The following is an 18,953-nucleotide window of genomic DNA, read 5'->3' on the forward strand; positions in this document are numbered from 1 at the left end:
GGTTTTTCTCCTTTGCTCCCTCACCTCTGCTGGATTAATTTCTGCTAGCACTAGCTGACACTTCCTCAACAATTGGTGGTTGTTCCTCAAGTGAATTAGTTTGAGGTGAGGTAACAATAATATCAGCACCGTTGATGATAGTACCTAATAAACCTAATTCAAATTCAACTAATTGATCAATGGCTTCTGCCAACATATTTTCTTCGGTATGGTTTGGCCGTGCCACTAGTACTATGGCATCGCTGTAGGGTTGAATTAACAAAGGATCATTGGATAAACTGAGGGGATTAGTATCTAAAATTACGAAATCAAAGCGTTCCCGGACATCTTCCATGAGCTTACGCATTTCGCTGGATTCAATCACAGCAGCCGACTGTCGCACAGGGCCGGGACTGGGAATGATGTATAAATTTTCTACATCCGGAACTAAGCGGATACATTCATTTAAATTGGCGTAATAGCGTAGGGGTTCTAGGCTGGCCCCGGTGTCTGGAGAAATATTCAACGATGCCGCACGCGAAGGCGATCGCAAATCGGTTTCGATAATCAAGGTACGTTTCCCTGCACGGGCTGAGGCTATACCCAAGTTATAAGCACTGACAGTTTTACCTTCTTGACTACCAGTACTAGTAATCAAAAGTACCTTCAAGTTTTTTCCGCCTAGCCGCCGCACATTACTACGAAACTTCTCATAAAACTCCAAATAAGGAGAATCTGGGGAATTTAACACAGGTACGGCTTCTTTGTCTAAATCATCCACAGGCATTAAAGGTATTTCGCCCAGCAGAGCAACTTCCCGTTGACGAAGACTGTTGCGGATATCCTCTTTGGTTTTGAAAGTACCTTCCAATGATCCCAACAAAAACACAACGCCACCGCCAATCAGTAAACCTAAGAAACTTCCCACACCCAAAGTTAGGGGAACGCTGCGAGCATTAGCAGTATCGGTGACCACATTGGGTACTCTAGCAACTGTTAAGCTACTAACTGTTTCAGCTTCTGCGGTTCTAGCATCGGTTAATTTCACCTGCATTTGGTCATAAACGGCTTTTCTCAGTCCTACTTCCTGTTCTAAACGCGATCGCTCTAATTGCTTGTTGGGTATTTGGGAATACTCCTGGCGCAAGCGCTCTTCTTCTCGGATTTGTTGAGCTAATTGTTGTTCGAGTGTCTCGCGTTGAGTTTCTAAAGCCACCAACTGGTAGGCTAACTGTTGTCGGGCTGGATCTAAATTGCTTTGAGCGCGGATACCTGTAATATTTCCCGGCAAAGGAGCCGCTGTACCACCACCCCCAACTACCTCGGCTGCCCGTTGTTGCAGTAATTCTTCCACAGATTCTTTTTGACGCTGCAATTGAATCATTGTGGGATGTTCAGGTCGTAAATCTTTACGGAGTAAAGTTATTTGAGATTCCGCTTGGTAAATTTGCGATCGCAAGTTGGCCAATATAGGATCGGCACTCAAAGCCGACGACACATAAGCTTGACTAGCATTTAAACCCAACTTTTCTTGCAAACTGCGAGTTTGGGCATCAATCCCGGCAACAGTTAGTTGAATTAACCGTTGCTGATTTTGGCTATTTGTCACTGCACCCAGCAAACTGCCATTTTCCGCCGCCAAGATTGCTGGACGTTCTCGGCGATCGTATAGTTCAAGCTTTTGTTCTGCGGCTTCAAGTTCCGATTTAGCTTGCGGTAAACGCTCATTAATTTTTTCAATAATGGCGTTTAATCGCCCAGTATTAATATCGCCACTCAACCTGATCATGGCTTGCATTAATTCTTGCACGATCAATTGCGCTCGCTGACGATCAGTATCTTGATATTTCAATTCAATGATTGTGGATTGCGCTTCTCCTGGTCTGCTTGCATCAGGTAGACGCAAGGCGATATTTTGACCAATAGTTGATGGTTTGACGTTGACTTTTGTCGCCACAGCTTCAATGATTGGGTCTGATAGCAACACTTGCCGACTTAATGCTTGTCCTTGTTGCTGAATTTCACTACCAGTCGTAGAAAAGGAAACTGGTGGACGAGTGTAGGTTAGTGCGCCATCGGCTACGTAGCTGGGTGGTGGTTCTGGCTGTATAGCCACCACGGTTGACCCCGCTACAACTAAAGCAAAACTAGCTAATCCAATCCATTTGTATTTATCAAAAGCAATAAGATAGCGCTTAACAATTGGTGGGGTCATGGCAGAAACATCGATAAACAATTTCGAGTGTTGTCAGTGTTACGGTAGGAAACAGGCGGGAAAATTTTGTAGTGTCTGGGTTGAAAAAACAAAATTACCTTGAGCCGCCGCCAAAGTTTTCAAAGAAATTCAAAAAAGTCCGAATATTGAAGAACGGTTGAGTAATAGTACCCAGGAAATTAGTAATTCTACTAATCAAATTCCGGCCTACTACAATTACATCATTATCTTGCAGCGGCACATTTTGTGAAGCATCACCAGCCAGTGCTTTTCTGGCATCTAGGTTTTGGGTAACTGCTCTACCTTGTTCGGCATCGAAACGCACCAAAGCAATGTCCCGCAGGTTAGCACTATCCAAATTAATGCCTGCCAAAACATCAACAAAATTACTCCCATTAGGTAGTGCTTGAGTGACAATGCCTGACGAAGAATAGTTTAAAACCCGGACTCGAATTTGTGGTACAGCCAAAGAAGAACGAGCGACTAAGTTGCGATCATAACCGTCATCAGCACCGATTTCCCGGCGGGGTACCACTATTGCATCTCCGTCTTGTAAGCGTAAACTAGGCAAAGAGCCGTCATTTTGCAATACTGCATACAAGTCGATAGTTTGTGAAATCACAGAACCATCTGTCAACCTCCGCCGGACTTGTACTTGCCGCAAGTCGGCGGTCATGGTCGAACCACCAGCGATGAATAAAGCATCAGCCACACGGGGTGTTGCCGAAGTAACAGGATAAATACCGGGTCGAAACACTTCACCGCTAATGGTGACTTGAACTGGTCGTGGTGAAGTTAGTGACACTACCAAATTCGGGTCTACCAAAACTTTACTCAAACTCAAGCGAATTTTTTCTTGGGCTTCTTCTAAACTTAAACCTTGTAGCGACACTGTTCCTACTTGGGGAACGACAATATTACCTTCTGGATTAATTTGGGCTTGAAAACTAGAATCTGGACGTTGCCCTGTTAAAGATAAAACTATTATGGGGTCAATAACAAAACGATTCAGCAATATCCGAATTTTTTCTTGGGCTTCTTCCAAGGTTAAACCTTGTAGCGATACGGTACCCAGCAGTGGCACAATAATATTGCCTTCAGGATTGATTGAGGATTGAAAACTCAAATCAGGGAAACGCTGAACCACAACGCTAATGCTATCTCCGGGGCCTAAGCGGTAGGGGCCAGGAGGGCGCTGAAAGATCACACTAATGCCATCTCCTGGGCCTAAAAGATAGCGGTTAAGTTGGGGAGAAAGTTCGTCACTAACGCTTTCCACACCTAGTGGTGGCCCAGGAGGTTGCAGTGGTGGTTGTACTTCCACCGTACCTGATGGCAGCGAGGGTAATTGCCCTAATAATTTTTCTGGAGATGATAAAGGTTGAGCGACAACAGGCTGGACAAAGGTTGTAAAAAAAATCCCTACCTGAAAACTCACAAAGGACAGGGCAATAAATGATGCACGCATATGCAAACTAGAAACATAATAAAGCTGAATTTAGATGAGTACCCCTGAGGGGTTATTTTACGTTGAAAATATTTTTTATGTCTTCTCTTATTGTGCCGCTTTTAACTTTGTACTGCATACTCTAACTCACTTCTCAATTTGAGGTCATATTTACCATCGCCGGGATTTGCTATATATCTACATCTGCAAGGGCAATGGCGGATTTATGATAAAGGGCCGTCCATCAATGTAGCTTGTACTGTTTCACCTAAAGACTGTGCTAAGGGCCAAGTAGTTTCCACTTGTCCTAGAGGTTCCATCGGTATCATGATGCTGACACTAACCCAAGGAACGCGATTTTTTTGCCATTGTGCTAATTGGTCTGCTAGAAACCAACGCCAAGGTGATGGATTTCCACCATTAGGTGTGGCATACCATTGCAAGACAGCAAAAGTTTCTTGTGCGGTGACAACTCGAAAAAACCTAGCTGTTACTTTAGCTTCACTATTTGCACCTAAATTGGAGGGTCGTTTGACAGTAAATTCAGCCGAGCGAGATTGAGCAATATCCCATCTTCCCCAACGCAACTTTCCCCAGCTATTAATATCTGTCCACTCTACTTCGGGTTGATCCATTGGGCCATTTTGGGGATGCAATAGTAGTATGGCCCGGCTTGGCGAGTCTACTTTTTGCAGAATTTGGATTGACCATCTGCCAGTGCTGACTTGTTGTTCTGCTTGTTCAACTGTTTGCCAACCGGCAAGGGTAATTCCGGTTTTACGTATCTCCCGCAATTGACTGAGATTGGTAACAGATGGCGGTTGTTTCCATTGCCACCGTCCTGTCAGGTAACCGGGAACTCCGCCTACTACCAACAGAATCAGTAACAGTACCAGTACTGCCACATAAGTAAATTGCTTTTCTTTGAAGAACTTAGATAAGGAAATCATTAGTAAAAATAAAAATTGCCATAGTTACGCAAAATCTTACTGATAAAATAACACCATAAGCTCCGTAATCAGCAACCCCCATCGACCTGCCCCCAGCACCCTGCTTTTTCACTTGTCCTGGGTACTCTTGCTTCTCCTGCTCACCAAAGTGATTGATTATTTTTTATTTTTCAGTCCCTTGTTCTGGCTGAAGTTCTGCCTCTGGCAAGAAATAGTTATTCATCCAATTCAGTAAAGGCACTAATAAGAGCAGCATACCAGCAGAATAAAGATCACCACCCCAACTGTCATGTAACCATTTAAACGCTGCCTCACGCCCTGTGCCATGAAAGAAGCTCAGTAAAGTGTTGCGAATAATGTTAGCGGTGACACTAATGATTATGCCCCCAGATAAAAACCAAAGAGTAATACGGCGTGAAGACAAAGAATCTGTCCAATAAAGCAGCATCAAGCTGACGTAGAGTGTAGTAAACAACATTTTTAGCCCAGCACAATAAGGGGCTACTTCTACAATCCGTCCACCTACATATATATTTATTTCATCGACAACTACTTCCATGCCCATTTGATTGAGGATGAAACCTGCTGTACCTGCAATAAAGCTTTGTAGAGGTAAGGTGTAGGGAACGAGGAGGTAGGGTATTGCTGTGGGGGTTGCTAAAAATATGAGCAGCAAAGCAAATGCTTGCAATCGGAAGCCGGGTATGCCTTTGAACCACAAACACAATCCTGCGATTATGGTGGGGAAAGAAACATTAACCCATTCTGGGACACCGCTCAGATAAAAAACTCCCCCGACTAAGAGCAAAACAGCACCTAAAGGATGAGTAGTATCTGGGAGACGATACCACTTTTTTCGGTTTAACCAAATTAGGTAAGCGGCAAATGGAAGACCAATAATACCGTGACTAAAATATTCGTGTTCAAGACTGATGCTTTTATTGAGCCAACCATCTAGCCAGTGCAGCAAGATAGGAGCATAGAGCAGCATCAAAAAACCGACAATTGCTATGTTGAGCAACTGGGCGGTGTTTCTGTTTTTTATTTGTTGCTGGAGTGCCATGATTTTCAATAATTGTCAATTAACAATTTACACACAGTGCTACTAAAAGCAGTTACGGGCAATGGGCAGTGGGAATGTAAATTAAATACATAATAACTGTTGTTGTTCACTACTCAGAGTTGATGCGATCGCCTGGACAACTGTTTGAATTTGGCTACTGCTCAAACCGGGGTACATTGGTAACGACAATATTTGCTGTGCGAGCTTTTCTGCTTGGGGAAAGTCTCCTAGTTGATAGCCTAAATATGTGAATGCTGGCTGGAGATGACATGGTATTGGGTAGTGAATGCCAGTTTGAATGCCCACTGCTGTGAGTTTATCTTGAATTTGCTGGCGTTTTAGGGGACAAGCATCATCAACTTTAATCACATAAAGATGATAAACGTGTCCGGTGTGGCTGTGGTTTTGTAGAGGACTAATGCCAGTCGCTGCTAAGGGTGCTAGTTCTTGATCATACTCCTGGGCAATACGCAAGCGATCGCCATTCCACTGGGGCAAATGTGGCAGTTTTGTTAACAGTACTGCTGCTTGCAATGTATCTAAACGACTATTTGTTCCTGATTCCACATGGACATATTTTTGGGATGCACCATAATTTCGCAGACGCACCATTTTCTGGGCTACATCTGCATCTTTTGTCAGCAGCATCCCGCCATCTCCAAATGCTCCCAAATTCTTGCTGGGATAAAAACTAAAAGCTGCCGCTATTCCTACCGCACCGGCTCGATATCCTTCTCTTTCGGCTAAATGTGCTTGGGCGGCATCTTCAAAAATTAGCAGTTTATAGGTATCAGCAAAGTCTAATAGCTGGAGGGGTGATACCATCTGTCCATACAGATGAACAGGAATAATCGCTTTTGTCTGTGGCGTTACTGCTTTGGCTGCTGCTTCTAAATCAATTAAAGCTGTTTGCGGATCACAGTCTACGAAAATGGGCTTGGCCCCAGCACGCAAAACTCCAATCAATGTGGCTACAAAGGTGTTAGCTGGTAAAATCACTTCATCCCCAGCACCAATATTACACGCTTGCAAACCGAGAGCGATCGCATCGGTTCCTGATGCCACACCTATACCATATTTTGTACCGGATTCTGCTGCAAAAGCTGCCTCAAAATCTGCAAGAGCTTGCCCTAAAATAAAATCTCCTTGGGCTAATACCCCCTGGATTGCTTGCTGCAATTGATCTTGAATTGGCTGGTGTTGTAAATTTAGGTCAACAAAAGAAATTTTACTCATTATATTCATAACTAATTTTCCTTAAAGATCAATATCAAACTTTTTAGTTATTCATACAAGCCTTTACTGATGAAGTAATAGTAAAGTCTTAATAAAATATTGATTTACTTCAATTACTTGTTTTTATTTAGAAAATTTTGGTATCTACAATATTGCCAATAATCAATTTTTATGTAAATTTACGAATAAACTTGACTTATTTTAGTCTATATTTTTTAAATCTGCTACAAATAATGCTAATACAGCACAGCATCAAACAAATTTAGATTTTAGCTTTTGGACTGATTCCATAGATAAATTTAGGGTTGGTATCATTAAGGAACTATTAATCAATAGGAATATATTTAGGACTTACGCACCTTATACAAATTCTTGGCGTCCTTGGCGTCTTGGTGGTTCAACAAATCAAGGTTTTCAGCAATTTTTGCGTAAGTCCTGATATTTAGAAAACTTCTACCAGACCATTAGCAAAATTTCTCCTACGACAGTAATAGTATTAACGCGTATATGCATATCAAGGACAATCAAAAGAAAAAACTAGGTTAAATTTTCTCTTGGTTTTAGCTTTAGGGTTATATTACCCTCATCGCCGCTGAAACTAACTTTTTCAGGCGGCAAAACCTATTTATGGATAAATTACAAAATTTCTCTTCCCATCTTGTTTATCAGCAGCTAAATTGGGGAATGCTTAAAAATAGAAAACCATAACCCAGTAACAGTGGTTATATCAATTACAAGATCGAGAAAATATTAAGGTAGCAGTGGCAATGGTAGAGCCTGAAAACAAATTATTTGGCTTCAAGGACGGTTGGGTTTCTCAGGAAGCACGAGAGCAACAACGTCTCGAAGCATTGTCTGAATTAGGTCTGCGGCAACCAGAAACAATCCCAGTCTTTGAAGAAGCCACTCAAACTGCTGCCCATTTTTTAGAAGCGCCAATTTCCATTCTGGGATTTGTAGACCAAGAACTTCATTGGTTTAAGTCATGTGTGGGCTTATCTAGATTGGGACTGATGAATCATCTGGCACAAAACCGCCAACTGTTACGCCGCGAATCCTTCTGCACTCAAGTGGTAGAAAGCCTGCAAGTGCTAGTCATAAATGATACTAGAAAAATTACTGATTCAGTTCTGATTACGAGTAAGTTAGTTCAGGATTATGGTATACGTGCTTACTTAGGAGCGCCACTGATTGATGCTTGTGGGAATTGCTTGGGTGCATTAGCCGTGATGGATTTAGTGCCACGTAACTTTGCCACTCGTGACATTGAGTTTTTGCAAATCATCGCTCGTTGGTGTATGAGTGAATTTGAACGTAACCGATTGCTATTGGCAGACAAGCCAGAAAAAACTCATAGCGGTGCTACGTCCTCGCTGAATGATGAACGCACAAATGACTTAAAAATTACTCCATCTAATTTAACCAAAGAACCATTTTCTACTAAGCAAGTCAAACTGGAACTGTTGGAACAATTAACTCAAGAATTGCGTACACCTTTAACATCTGTGCTAGGTATGGCTAGTGTTTTAGGACGTGAAATTTATGGGCCCTTGACTACCAAACAAAGAGAATATTTAGATATCATTCAACATAGTGGACGGTACTTATTATCTTTAGTTAATGAAATTAACGAACTGGGAACCATAGACGAAAACTTGATGGTGTTGAATTTAGCTCCTGTGGATATTGAAATGCTTTGTCAACAAGCTATCAATACCCTAGAGGAAGCAGCTAACCGTCGTGAGCAAGATATTCGCCTATCCATAGAACCAGGTCACAGTCGCATTTGGCTGTTGGATAAAGACAAATTGCGGCAGATTTTGTATCACTTAGTTTTCAGTGTGATTCAAGTTTCTGCTACAGGCAGCATTGTGCGGATTCACGTTTCTTACAAGGAAAATACACTGAATATTACTATTTGGGTATCCCATCCTTGGTTGGGAGATGGAATGACTGAAGTTGATCCTTACTTTCGCCTTAACTCCTTATCACTACGTGAACTTACAGACGAGACAGGTACCTATAGGGCTTACACTGATAGTCAAGAGGAAGCAGGAATACCAGTAACTATGCAAAAATCATCCAACGTGACTGATACTCACGTAGATATTTTGACCATGAGTTCTGGACAAGATTTAGCTAAGGATCATGGCAATATGTCTCGTGAAAGCTTGGGTTTATTACTTAGCTGTCAGTTGGCAGAATTACATGGTGGACAAATTGCCATTCAAGGTTCACCAGAGTCAGGACACCGCTATGTACTTTCTTTACCACTCCAAGTACCTGTTGCCTCAGATACAGTTAGCGATTAATTATACTAAGCTAATTCACAAGTGGGCAAATACTAATTATTTACCAATCGACGTTACTACTTTTGCACGACCCGCATTATGATTAAGTCCAAGTTCCCTAAGGGCGTACTAATTAATCACAGCGTGTTTTATGAATTTAGTCTGGCAAAGATTTACTTTATCCTATTTACCCCTTAAACAATATCTTGCTACCAGCTTCCTACATCGTTTTTTTGTAGGACTGTTACACTCTTGGCGGCAAAGTAGCATCTTAATGCAGTGGGGAGACGCCATCGCGGTGGCCTTACTCAGTTTAGTGTATGCCCTTGCCCCTTTCGTATCCAGTGGTTTAGTAGGAGTATTATTAGTAGCTTGTGTAGGATTTTGGCTGCTGTTGACTTTATCGGATGAATCAACATCTGCTATTCCTTTATTTACCCCTATTCATTTGTTGGTGTTGCTCTACTGGGGAATTGCTGTTGTCTCGACAGCTTTATCACCGGTAAAACAGGCAGCATTTAAAGACTTAGTAGTATTAACACTTTATTTATTGCTGTTTGCCCTTTGTGCTAGGGTGCTGAGATCGCCTCGTCTGCGATCTTGGATTATTACTTTGTACTTGCATGTAGCGTTGATTGTGAGTGTATACGGGTTACGGCAATGGTTTTTTGGAGCCACAGCATTGGCAACCTGGGTAGACCCACTCTCTCCTCTAGCTAAGACAACTAGGGTTTATAGTTATTTGGGCAATCCTAACTTATTGGCGGGATATTTGGTACCAGCGGTAGTTTTAAGCCTAGTGGCAATTTTTGCATGGCAAAGCCCCCTCAAAAAAGCTTTAGCCTTAACTATGTTGATTGTGAATGCGGCTTGTTTGGTTCTAACTTTTAGCCGTGGCGGCTGGATTGCTCTAGTCGTGGGTATATTAACTGCGATCGCTTTGCTAATTTATTGGTGGAGCGTGCAATTACCTACTTTTTGGCGCACTTGGTTGTTGCCAATTGCTTTAGGTGGGATGATTGGGTTACTTGTACTAGCTGTGATCTTTATCGAGCCAGTACGCTTGCGCGTTTTGAGTATTTTTGCCAACCGAAGCGATAGTAGTAATAATTTTCGCCTCAATGTGTGGGATGCTGTCTTTGAAATGATCCGCGATCGCCCGATTATCGGCATTGGGCCTGGTCACAATGCTTTTAATCAAATCTACCCACTTTATCAACGCCCTCGTTACACTGCTTTGAGTGCCTATTCAGTTTTTCTAGAAATTGCTGTAGAAACTGGCTTGCTGGGCTTGGCCTGTTTTCTGTGGTTAATAGTTGTTACTTTTAATAATGCTTTTGTGCAAATGCAAAGATTACGCCAATCTAGAAGTGTAGAAGGATTTTGGTTAATTGGAGCCGTTGCCGCTGTAGCTGGAATGTTAGCCCACGGGACTGTAGATACTATTTGGTTTCGCCCTGAAGTTAATAGCCTGTGGTGGCTCATGATAGCCTTGATTGCTAGCTACTGGACACCTATGATTCAACCAGTTAATTCACCCACCTCAGAACCTATAGTCAACTAAAATAAACAAGTCTCAGTTGTCGGTCGTCAGAAGAAATACAACTGACAACTGAAGCTTCTTGATCACAAAAATCTCTTGATAAAGCCTTTACATCTCAAATGCCCAGCTGCAAGCTGCTATTAGTCCCTGTAGGTGGTAGCGCCAGGAGTACTAGGATCACGATAACGTGTTGGTTCATCGTTACGCTTTCTACCTGCTAAACCAGCTAGACCGAATAGACCAATTAACCCTAACCAACCCCAATCAAAACCATCATCTTCTTCTATAACTGTAGTCCTTGGTGTAGTTTGCACTCCGGGTTCAGTTACCTGGGCTTTTACAGGTAGAGTTAAAGGCAAAATTGCCATACTCAAAGTAAGAACGCCAGCACCAACTGCTTTGGTTAAGTTACGTGTCATGATAAAACTTTCCTGGTAGTTTCTAACATTACCCACCACTGTATCGATTTCCCCGGCTAATCAAATCAATCTGTGGCTATAAACTAGGTTTTGTTTTAACTCACACTGAAGGTATACAGTTTTCTATCCACTTGTGACTTTTTTGATGTTTTAGGGTGAGCTTTCGGTCATAGTTATAGTCAAACTTAATAATTTTTCATGGCCCTTTGAATATCCCGTTGATCTTGGCGTCGTTTGAGAGATTCTCTCTTGTCGTGGAGCTTTTTACCTTTACCCAGGGCTATACTTACTTTTACCCATCCTCTTTTGAGGTACATCTTCAAAGGTACTAAGGTTAAACCCTGTTGTTCTACTGTGCCAATTAACTTACGGATTTCTTGGCGATGCAGTAACAGCTTACGCGTGCGGCGCGGTTCATGATTAAAGTATTGTCCACTGGCATTATAGGGAGAGATGTGGACGTTAATCAGCCATGCTTCGCCGTCACGAATCAAAGCATAACCATCTTGGAGATTGACTCGACCTGCACGGATTGACTTCACTTCTGTTCCTGTTAACTCAACTCCGGCTTCATAAGTTTCCAGGATTTCATACAAATAACGGGCTTGACGGTTGTCACTAATAACTTTGTAACTTTCGCTTTTTTCGCTCATTGAAAATTAGATGTGCTTTAAATGTGGTTAATAAATAATTGAGACAGGCTGTTGAATTTATAGGAAGATAGATACAGCAGTTCTCAATTGAGTAGAGTAGGGTGATTCAAGATAAATCCATACCTCATCTGTATGAAATCCGCTGCATACTGACACCTAATCTAGTTTATCATCATTTTCAAACACTCAAATAACATCCTCGATAATTTCATACTTAATTATGTTTTGCAGACAAATTGAGTTTGTTAAAGATTAATCACTAAAGATTACTTAAGGTATGACTAGATGAAAATCGGTTAGCTATGCTATTGAGGTTTGATGAAGGAATACTTGGGAATCTTACTATTATTTGAGGCTGTAAAACTGAATTGTTTTCATCATAAATAATTAAGTAGATGTTTATTTAAACTTGTTCAGTTAACGCCAAACAAAAATAGAAATTTTGTTGGTTATTAAGTTACGCTCTCACATATATGGTTTTTGTCCAGTTTAAGATATATTATAAAATCGTCCCTAAACCATTGTCAGCTTACGCTGTAAGCTAATTATGTATAAATTCATAGTCAACCTCTACTTTTTTTTCATATTGCCGTACTAGAAATTTTTAATCAAAATGTCTAAAAGTGTTGATATTACGTCATTTAACGAAAGCACTAATAGGGTTGTTGTCATGGTCGAGCCATACAGCCAAAAAGCGCAAATACAGCAAGTTGTTTACCGCATTTTAGATGCCAATCTAGACCGCGCTCGTGAAGGCTTACGAATTATCGAAGAGTGGTGTCGTTTTGGGTTAAATAATGCTCAGTTACTTGGGGAATGCAAGTATTTGCGACAAGAGTTAGCTCACTGGCATACTGCTGAACTGCGGGCAGCACGGGATACACCAGGTGATCCAGGTACAGAGTTAACCCATCCCCAGGAAGAACAACGTTCTAGTATTAAATCGCTATTACAAGCAAATTTTTGTCGTGTCCAAGAAGCACTAAGGGTGCTAGAAGAATATGGCAAACTGTATCACCCGAATATGGGTAAAGCCTTTAAGCAGATGCGTTATCGGGTTTATACCCTAGAAAGTAGTTTAATGGGTTACCAACGTCATCAACTGCTGTGGCGATCGCACTTATATCTGGTCACTTCTCCCTCAGAAAGTTTGTTAACAACTGTAGAAGCAGCCCTCAAAGGTGGATTAACTCTGGTGCAATACCGCGATAAAACTGCTGATGACACGTTGCGTTTAGAACAAGCGATGAAATTACGGCAACTATGTCAGACCTATGGGGCCCTATTTATCATCAATGACCGCGTAGATATGGCTTTGGCAGTGGATGCCGATGGGGTACATTTGGGACAGCAAGATATGCCTATTGACACGGCTAGACAATTGCTAGGGCCTCAGCGCTTAATTGGCAGGTCTACGACAAATTCTGAAGAAATGCAAAAAGCCATTCTTGAGGGTGCAGATTATATTGGTGTCGGGCCAGTTTATGAAACGCCTACTAAAGCAAATAAACCTGCGGCTGGCTTAGAATACGTCAAATATGCTGCCCAAAATAGTTCCATTCCCTGGTTTGCCATTGGGGGGATAGATGCAAATAACATCAATGATGTGATTGATGCGGGCGCAGAACGTGTAGCGGTGGTAAGAGCGTTGATTCAAGCCGAACAGCCTACTTTAGTCACACAATATTTTCTTTCCCAACTGAACCGCGTCAAACCCGAACCAGCATTTTTTCCTCAGCATACATAAAGACAGCTTATGTCTAACCAGATTATCGTCCAGGTCAATGGAGAAAGTCGTAGTTGCTTGTCGCCAACTTTATTACCAGATTTACTGCAAGAGTTAGGTTTTAATCCTCGTTTGGTGGCGGTAGAGTATAACGGTGAAATTTTACATCGCCAATATTGGTCACACACACAAGTGCAGCCAGGCGATCGCTTAGAAATAGTCACCATTGTCGGTGGTGGTTAATTCAACAAAGCGTTGGGGAGAGGTTCAGATCTATATAGCGATCTATGCAAAGTTTTACGTCTGGCCAATTCTTTACCTTTGCGACCTAGTTGTTCTCGTAACTGCTGGTCTTGACACAATCGCTGGAAGGCTTGAAAAACTTCGTAGCCTGATTTGGGATTCACCAGAATGCCATTTTCTTCATGGCGAATTATATCAATGATGGAGCTTAAACGAGAGGCAATTACTGGTTTACCAAAATAACTCGCTTCTAAGTAGACCACACCAAAGCCCTGTACACGATTAACGGCTGTATCTAACAAAGTTAACATGGCAAAGATATCACAAGCTGCATAGTAGCCAGCTAATTCACGATCAGGTACATAGCCTGCAAAATGTACCCGTTGGTCTACTCGCAAGCGTTGTGCTAAAGATTGTAATACGGGTTCACAGGGCCCCTGTCCACAAATTATGTAGTGGACATCAATGCCAATAGTTAACAGCAGTGGTAAATTCTCAATTACCCGCTCAAAGCTTTTTTGCTTGACTAGCCTACCTACTGAGAGAATAACTAGTGCTGTTTCGGGAATATTATATGTTTCACGCACGCTTTGGCGTAAATCATCAAGATTGGTGGGATTGTGACCTACACCAAACTTTTCTGGTCTGACCACTGGTTGAATCACATGGGTAGGAGTTGCCAAGCGCAAAGAATTTCTCAGATAATCTTGTGTAACATAGCTATTACAGACAATACCTTCGGCGCGAGCTAAAGTCCATCTAAAGAGCGATCGCCCTACAGGATTATGTAAAATCTCAATAATATCCCTACCATGCAAATAAATAAAAAAGCGTATAGGTAATATATAGCTCAATAACAACAGTGCGGGAAACTCGTAGCTGTGTCCCCACTCTATATAACGGTAGTGATAACGAAAATATAGTTTAATAGCTAGCACAAACGAACAAATTAAATTGCAAGTAGGCTGCAACCAACTCCCGATAAAATTACCCAGCCAGTATCTCAGGTTGATCCAACGATATACGGAAAACTTTTGCTCTTGATCAAATACTTGATCTCCTGAACAACCTGCGGCTAATACAACCACTTTTTCTGGGTCTTGAAGACAGCGATTATAAATATATTCTCCAATTGCTGTTTTGCGTGGGAGAAATAAACTGGATATGACTAATATATCTGGGTATGCTGTTTTGTCTCGAACTTTTGAGGGCAAATGTGAAATATGTTCCATGTTAATTTCGCTAATTTTAATTTAAATAATGTGTAATTGTTAATACTAAAATGCAAATACACCAATTAACACTAGTCCCGCTAAGGGAAACTCAACAGTCAAAAAATTTTTCTTATAAACTTTTCATTGATTTTAAATAGTTGGGTGATTAAGGCAGTGCTGTAATTTGAAAGTTAATAACTCTTTAATACACTCAATTGTTTTTGTTTTTTGTCAGCCAAAATTTCCCCTAAGTATAAAATTAGCTGGCAATTGAGCTAAAACATCAATTACAGAATGAGGTATAACGTTTTGTGAATCTAAGGCAGATGCTACAACAGCAACAAGCTTATAAAGCTTCTGTGATTGGCAATTTCCGGATTTCCCATTTCTTCTGGCAACATTGTTGGCTCCTCAAATCATGCAGGCTATGGACACCATATCCACTATATGTTGAGCAAAAATTCCTGGTGATGATTTTGTGGGGGAATTCGCTGGCTCTATATCTAATTGTTCCCTCTTTTTCATGTTAGCCAACAGTTATGCTCAAAAAACTAGGAATTTACACATTTTCGTTAGTTTTTTTACAAACCTTAATTAATCCAACGATGGCAGAGATATTTGTAAACATGATAATCGCTTTGCAATACATAGCTTTGAAAAACATACTTCTCCATATATGTTTGAGCAAATGTATTACAAATATCTCATTTATATTCTAGAACATTTAATCTCAAGACATTATTATTGTTTCTGTGAAGTCTTGGTTGGTTATATTAGTGCTTGATAAATTTTACCAATTCATTTACGCAGCCAAAATTGATGAATTGTATAATTGTAATTTGCAAATAACTAGAAAATGCCAATTTTAGCTAATTTATAAATGATAAACTGCTACAAAAATGACTGAATTTAACTTTGCTAAACAGCGTATCTTAAATAACTTTGATTGTCATGCCAAAATGCCAAAAATTGCTTGATATCCTGGAATTTGTAGACGAAGTAATGATGATGTTGTTAGCAGTGCCTACTCTATTGGACTACAGTTAGCCTCAGAGGTAGAGGAACGTCAAAAAGTGAGCTATTTATCCTCAAGCAGTCCTAATTCTTGTAACTTCATACCAGTAGTCGAAGAAAATTTGCTCAACTACAGCTAAAATCAAGAAGAAAAATCAAGTTAAAGAGCAATTAGCCAGTTCTATGGAAGCACTAGAACTCAAACGCGAAATCGAAATATTGTCCGGTCGTCTGGGTAAAGCCCAGGACTATCTTTGACATACCTGCACTGACCGCCAAAATTCAAGACTTGGAGCAAATAGCAGCCCAGCCAGAATTCTGGAACGACCAAACCCAGGCACAGACAACGCTGCAAGAACTTAACGACCTCAAAGCTCATATCCAGCAATACGATCAGTGGCGATCTAGCCTAGAAGATACTAAGGCTGTAGTTGAGCTATTAGAGTTAGAAACCGATGAAGCATTATTGCAAGAAGCGGAATCTACAGTCAGTCAGCTTAACCGCGAACTCGATCAATGGGAATTACAACAATTACTTTCTGGCCCTTATGACGCGGAAGGGGCAGTGTTAACAATTAATGCTGGTGCTGGGGGTACAGATGCCCAAGACTGGGCTTTTATGCTGATGCGGATGTATACCCGTTGGGCAGAAGCTCACGGCTACAAGGTCAGTTTAGCCGAAGAGTCAGAGGGGGATGAAGCGGGAATTAAATCAGCAACCCTGGAAATTACTGGACGCTATGCCTATGGTTACTTGCGGTCAGAAACAGGCACACATCGCTTAGTGAGAATTTCGCCTTTTAATGCCAATGGCAAGCGACAAACTAGTTTTGCTGGCGTGGAAGTGATGCCGCAACTAGATAGTTCTGTGCAACTGGATATCCCAGAAAAGGATTTGGAAATCACCACATCTAGGGCTGGTGGTAAAGGTGGGCAAAATGTCAACAAAGTAGAAACGGCTGTGCGGATTGTGCATCTTCCTAGTGGTTTAGCTGTGCGCTGTACCGAAGAACGCTCCCAACTGCAAAATAAAGAAAAAGCCCTGGCTCGCCTAAAAGCAAAACTGCTGGTAATTGCCAGAGAGCAACGGGCCCAAGAAATTGCCGAAATTCGCGGTGATATGGTGGAAGCTTCTTGGGGTAACCAAATTCGCAACTATGTATTTCATCCTTACCAGATGGTAAAAGATTTACGTACCAATGCAGAAACAACTGCGATCGCGGATGTGATGAACGGTGATCTTGATCCATTTATTCAGGCTTATCTGCGACAAGAAAACCAGATCGTAGAAAGTACTCCTGCCTAAGAAAGTATGGGTAATGTGTAATCTTGTTACCCTTACCTATTTCTTAAAAAAGACAAAATGGCAATAAATGCCTAGGCAAACTGTTACATTTGTATACAAAAGAGGTTGTAATCAAGTTATTATGAGCAACTCGCCTTCCACAGAACCCAAACCTAGCTACGTCAAACTTGCCATGCGAAACATGGTACGCAAAGGTGGCACTTCTATGAAACATTTTGCCCTCACCACTGTAGGACTTTTAGCCGTCCTGGTGGGACTTGCCTATCTAACTCGTTAACTGCAAGAGGTAAGGGAGAGGGGAGCTAAGGAGAAAAATTGGATATTGGTTCTCCAATGAATCATAACTCACAGGGGTAAGGAGAGTTTGTCGGTGGTACTAGTTGAACTGGATGTACAGGATGTATTTGACCTATCATCCCCCAGAGAATCAATAAATTTGGGGCATAATGATAGTCAAGTTGCCACTCAAACTTGGGAAGACTGGTTTAGTTGCTGGATGGAAAATCTACAGCCTCATCTGCCTCCAGCCCCAAGTTATGAAATAGGAATGCGTTTAACAGACGACACAGAAATTCAAGCACTGAATACTCAATATCGTCATCAAAATAAACCGACAGATGTTTTAGCTTTTTCGGCATTAGAGGTAGATTGTCCTCAAAATCCGGAAATGCTGGCTGCGCCTTTGTATCTAGGTGATATTATCATTTCGGTAAACACGGCCCAACGTCAAGCTCAACAGCAAGGGCATAGTTTACCTACGGAATTAGCTTGGTTAGCGGCTCACGGCTTATTGCATTTATTGGGTTGGGATCATCCAGATGAAGAGGAGTTAATGAAGATGCTCAAGCAGCAAGTAGAATTACTGAAGGCAATTGGTATTACTATTGACATAGAATATTAAATATTTTTGAGGTCTGTAAGTGTTTATAATACTTCTGTAGAAAATTAGCTTAAAGTTAATTGCATCATTAAAAATCTGTGAAATTGCTCTGTAATTCCCCTATAGTTTCATTGTCAAGCTTATGTCCCAACAAGTTTCTCCTCCAACTACACCGAACTGCTTACCATCATTGATAACTAAGGAACGGGAACTGTCCTGGCAAGTGGCATCTAATTTATTTATCAGTTTTAAATATGCTTGGGCGGGAATCAGTTATGGTTTTCACACTCAGCGGAATTTTCGCATTCATCTAAGTGTTTGCGCCTTGGCGATCGCCTTAAGCATTTTCTTGCATCTGTCAGCAGTAGAGATTGCCATTATTGGTATAACTAGTGGTTTAGTTTTGGCATTAGAATTACTGAATACAGCGGTTGAGTCTCTAGTAGACTTGACAGTGAAGCAGACTTATCATGAATTAGCAAAAATCGCTAAAGATTGTGCGGCGGGTGCTGTATTAATTTCTGCTTTAGTCGCAGTATTAGTGGCTGGTACACTTTTGCTACCGCCTCTGGTAATTTTAATTATGTCAAATTTCTAAGTGTGCTTACTGATTTCACCCTGTCTGATGATATTTTTGTGACTGACATATATTTCAAAATGTCTTTTTGATGTTCAGCTCAGGCAGGGCATAATTTAACTCTGTACAATATTGATTATTAATCAAAATGACTTCCACGGCCGTTCGCAACTGGTGATAATTAAACATGATACAAG

General features: G+C 41.3%; 16 protein-coding genes. 8 read left to right on the plus strand and 8 right to left on the minus strand.

Annotation, left to right across the window (positions count from 1 at the left end; translation table 11 throughout):
* Positions 1–34 precede the first annotated feature (34 nt).
* The 5 genes from ACM0OS_RS00085 to ACM0OS_RS00105 form a co-directional block, all read right to left on the minus strand.
* Positions 35–2,194 (minus strand): GumC family protein, encoded by a 2,160-nt coding sequence (locus tag ACM0OS_RS00085; RefSeq protein WP_414541110.1) that lies wholly within the window; start codon positions 2,192–2,194, stop codon positions 35–37.
* A 94-nt stretch (positions 2,195–2,288) separates the two neighbouring features.
* The gene (locus tag ACM0OS_RS00090; RefSeq protein WP_414541111.1) at positions 2,289–3,662 is read right to left on the minus strand and encodes a polysaccharide biosynthesis/export family protein; all 1,374 of its coding nucleotides are present in this window, start codon (positions 3,660–3,662) and stop codon (positions 2,289–2,291) included.
* A gap of 203 nt (positions 3,663–3,865) precedes the next feature.
* Positions 3,866–4,591 (minus strand): cyanoexosortase B system-associated protein, encoded by a 726-nt coding sequence (locus ACM0OS_RS00095; protein ID WP_414541112.1) that lies wholly within the window; start codon positions 4,589–4,591, stop codon positions 3,866–3,868.
* A gap of 163 nt (positions 4,592–4,754) precedes the next feature.
* Positions 4,755–5,654, minus strand: a complete 900-nt coding sequence (crtB, locus tag ACM0OS_RS00100; RefSeq protein ID WP_414541113.1) for a cyanoexosortase B — start codon at positions 5,652–5,654, stop codon at positions 4,755–4,757.
* Between the two features lie 81 nt (positions 5,655–5,735).
* The gene (locus ACM0OS_RS00105; RefSeq protein ID WP_414541114.1) at positions 5,736–6,899 is read right to left on the minus strand and encodes a DegT/DnrJ/EryC1/StrS family aminotransferase; all 1,164 of its coding nucleotides are present in this window, start codon (positions 6,897–6,899) and stop codon (positions 5,736–5,738) included.
* Between the two features lie 758 nt (positions 6,900–7,657).
* Between ACM0OS_RS00105 and ACM0OS_RS00110 the strand changes: the two genes are divergently transcribed.
* Positions 7,658–9,202: a histidine kinase dimerization/phospho-acceptor domain-containing protein gene (locus ACM0OS_RS00110; RefSeq protein ID WP_414541115.1), complete on the plus strand. Its 1,545-nt coding sequence runs from the start codon at positions 7,658–7,660 to the stop codon at positions 9,200–9,202.
* A gap of 130 nt (positions 9,203–9,332) precedes the next feature.
* Positions 9,333–10,745 (plus strand): IctB family putative bicarbonate transporter, encoded by a 1,413-nt coding sequence (locus ACM0OS_RS00115; RefSeq protein WP_414541116.1) that lies wholly within the window; start codon positions 9,333–9,335, stop codon positions 10,743–10,745.
* Positions 10,746–10,864: 119 nt separating this feature from the next.
* Here ACM0OS_RS00115 and ACM0OS_RS00120 read toward each other — a convergent pair whose 3' ends face one another.
* Together ACM0OS_RS00120 and smpB are read right to left on the minus strand one after the other, a co-directional pair.
* The gene (locus ACM0OS_RS00120; protein WP_414541117.1) at positions 10,865–11,143 is read right to left on the minus strand and encodes a WGxxGxxG family protein; all 279 of its coding nucleotides are present in this window, start codon (positions 11,141–11,143) and stop codon (positions 10,865–10,867) included.
* 185 nt (positions 11,144–11,328) lie between these two features.
* Positions 11,329–11,796 carry an SsrA-binding protein SmpB gene (gene smpB / locus ACM0OS_RS00125; RefSeq protein ID WP_414541118.1) on the minus strand — a complete coding sequence of 156 codons (468 nt, stop codon included), beginning with the start codon at positions 11,794–11,796 and terminating at the stop codon, positions 11,329–11,331.
* A gap of 613 nt (positions 11,797–12,409) precedes the next feature.
* Here smpB and ACM0OS_RS00130 point away from each other — a divergent pair.
* Both ACM0OS_RS00130 and thiS read left to right on the plus strand, forming a co-directional pair.
* Complete coding sequence (locus ACM0OS_RS00130; protein WP_414541119.1) at positions 12,410–13,543, plus strand: thiamine phosphate synthase; 1,134 nt, start codon at positions 12,410–12,412, stop codon at positions 13,541–13,543.
* 9 nt (positions 13,544–13,552) lie between these two features.
* On the plus strand, positions 13,553–13,765 hold the full coding sequence (gene thiS, locus ACM0OS_RS00135) for a sulfur carrier protein ThiS (RefSeq protein ID WP_414541120.1): 213 nt from the start codon (positions 13,553–13,555) through the stop codon (positions 13,763–13,765).
* On the opposite strand, the gene ACM0OS_RS00140 is transcribed toward thiS, so the two are convergent.
* On the minus strand, positions 13,762–14,997 hold the full coding sequence (locus tag ACM0OS_RS00140) for a glycosyltransferase family 4 protein (RefSeq protein ID WP_414541121.1): 1,236 nt from the start codon (positions 14,995–14,997) through the stop codon (positions 13,762–13,764). The genes thiS and ACM0OS_RS00140 overlap by 4 nt on opposite strands.
* A 1,179-nt stretch (positions 14,998–16,176) precedes the next feature.
* Between ACM0OS_RS00140 and prfB the strand changes: the two genes are divergently transcribed.
* From prfB to ACM0OS_RS00160, 4 genes are all read left to right on the plus strand, one after another.
* Positions 16,177–17,299 (plus strand): peptide chain release factor 2 gene (prfB, locus tag ACM0OS_RS00145; protein ID WP_414541122.1). Its coding sequence is split into 2 segments (ribosomal slippage): positions 16,177–16,248 and positions 16,250–17,299, totalling 1,122 coding nucleotides; the frame shifts between segments, so codons are not numbered across the junction.
* A 121-nt stretch (positions 17,300–17,420) separates the two neighbouring features.
* The gene (locus tag ACM0OS_RS00150) at positions 17,421–17,576 is read left to right on the plus strand and encodes a DUF3285 domain-containing protein (protein WP_414541123.1); all 156 of its coding nucleotides are present in this window, start codon (positions 17,421–17,423) and stop codon (positions 17,574–17,576) included.
* 93 nt (positions 17,577–17,669) lie between these two features.
* The gene (gene ybeY, locus ACM0OS_RS00155; RefSeq protein WP_414541124.1) at positions 17,670–18,200 is read left to right on the plus strand and encodes an rRNA maturation RNase YbeY; all 531 of its coding nucleotides are present in this window, start codon (positions 17,670–17,672) and stop codon (positions 18,198–18,200) included.
* Between the two features lie 121 nt (positions 18,201–18,321).
* Positions 18,322–18,777, plus strand: a complete 456-nt coding sequence (locus ACM0OS_RS00160) for a diacylglycerol kinase family protein (protein ID WP_414541125.1) — start codon at positions 18,322–18,324, stop codon at positions 18,775–18,777.
* Positions 18,778–18,953: the final 176 nt, after the last annotated feature.

The sequence above is a fragment of the Nostoc sp. CCY0012 genome (genome assembly GCF_963920855.1).
Classification (GTDB): Bacteria; Cyanobacteriota; Cyanobacteriia; order Cyanobacteriales; family Nostocaceae; genus Cyanocohniella.

What these genes read in the sequence shown, in the direction of transcription:
- ACM0OS_RS00140 (WP_414541121.1), bottom strand. Translation starts at nt 14,997, where the DNA reads ATGGAACATATTTCACATTTGCCCTCAAAAGTTCGAGACAAAACAGCA.
- ACM0OS_RS00120 (WP_414541117.1), bottom strand. Translation starts at nt 11,143, where the DNA reads ATGACACGTAACTTAACCAAAGCAGTTGGTGCTGGCGTTCTTACTTTG.
- ACM0OS_RS00115 (WP_414541116.1), top strand. Translation starts at nt 9,333, where the DNA reads ATGAATTTAGTCTGGCAAAGATTTACTTTATCCTATTTACCCCTTAAA.
- ACM0OS_RS00095 (WP_414541112.1), bottom strand. Translation starts at nt 4,591, where the DNA reads ATGATTTCCTTATCTAAGTTCTTCAAAGAAAAGCAATTTACTTATGTG.
- ACM0OS_RS00160 (WP_414541125.1), top strand. Translation starts at nt 18,322, where the DNA reads ATGTCCCAACAAGTTTCTCCTCCAACTACACCGAACTGCTTACCATCA.
- ACM0OS_RS00150 (WP_414541123.1), top strand. Translation starts at nt 17,421, where the DNA reads ATGAGCAACTCGCCTTCCACAGAACCCAAACCTAGCTACGTCAAACTT.
- crtB (WP_414541113.1), bottom strand. Translation starts at nt 5,654, where the DNA reads ATGGCACTCCAGCAACAAATAAAAAACAGAAACACCGCCCAGTTGCTC.
- ACM0OS_RS00085 (WP_414541110.1), bottom strand. Translation starts at nt 2,194, where the DNA reads ATGACCCCACCAATTGTTAAGCGCTATCTTATTGCTTTTGATAAATAC.
- ACM0OS_RS00130 (WP_414541119.1), top strand. Translation starts at nt 12,410, where the DNA reads ATGTCTAAAAGTGTTGATATTACGTCATTTAACGAAAGCACTAATAGG.
- ACM0OS_RS00110 (WP_414541115.1), top strand. Translation starts at nt 7,658, where the DNA reads ATGGTAGAGCCTGAAAACAAATTATTTGGCTTCAAGGACGGTTGGGTT.
- ACM0OS_RS00090 (WP_414541111.1), bottom strand. Translation starts at nt 3,662, where the DNA reads ATGCGTGCATCATTTATTGCCCTGTCCTTTGTGAGTTTTCAGGTAGGG.
- thiS (WP_414541120.1), top strand. Translation starts at nt 13,553, where the DNA reads ATGTCTAACCAGATTATCGTCCAGGTCAATGGAGAAAGTCGTAGTTGC.
- ACM0OS_RS00105 (WP_414541114.1), bottom strand. Translation starts at nt 6,899, where the DNA reads ATGAATATAATGAGTAAAATTTCTTTTGTTGACCTAAATTTACAACAC.
- smpB (WP_414541118.1), bottom strand. Translation starts at nt 11,796, where the DNA reads ATGAGCGAAAAAAGCGAAAGTTACAAAGTTATTAGTGACAACCGTCAA.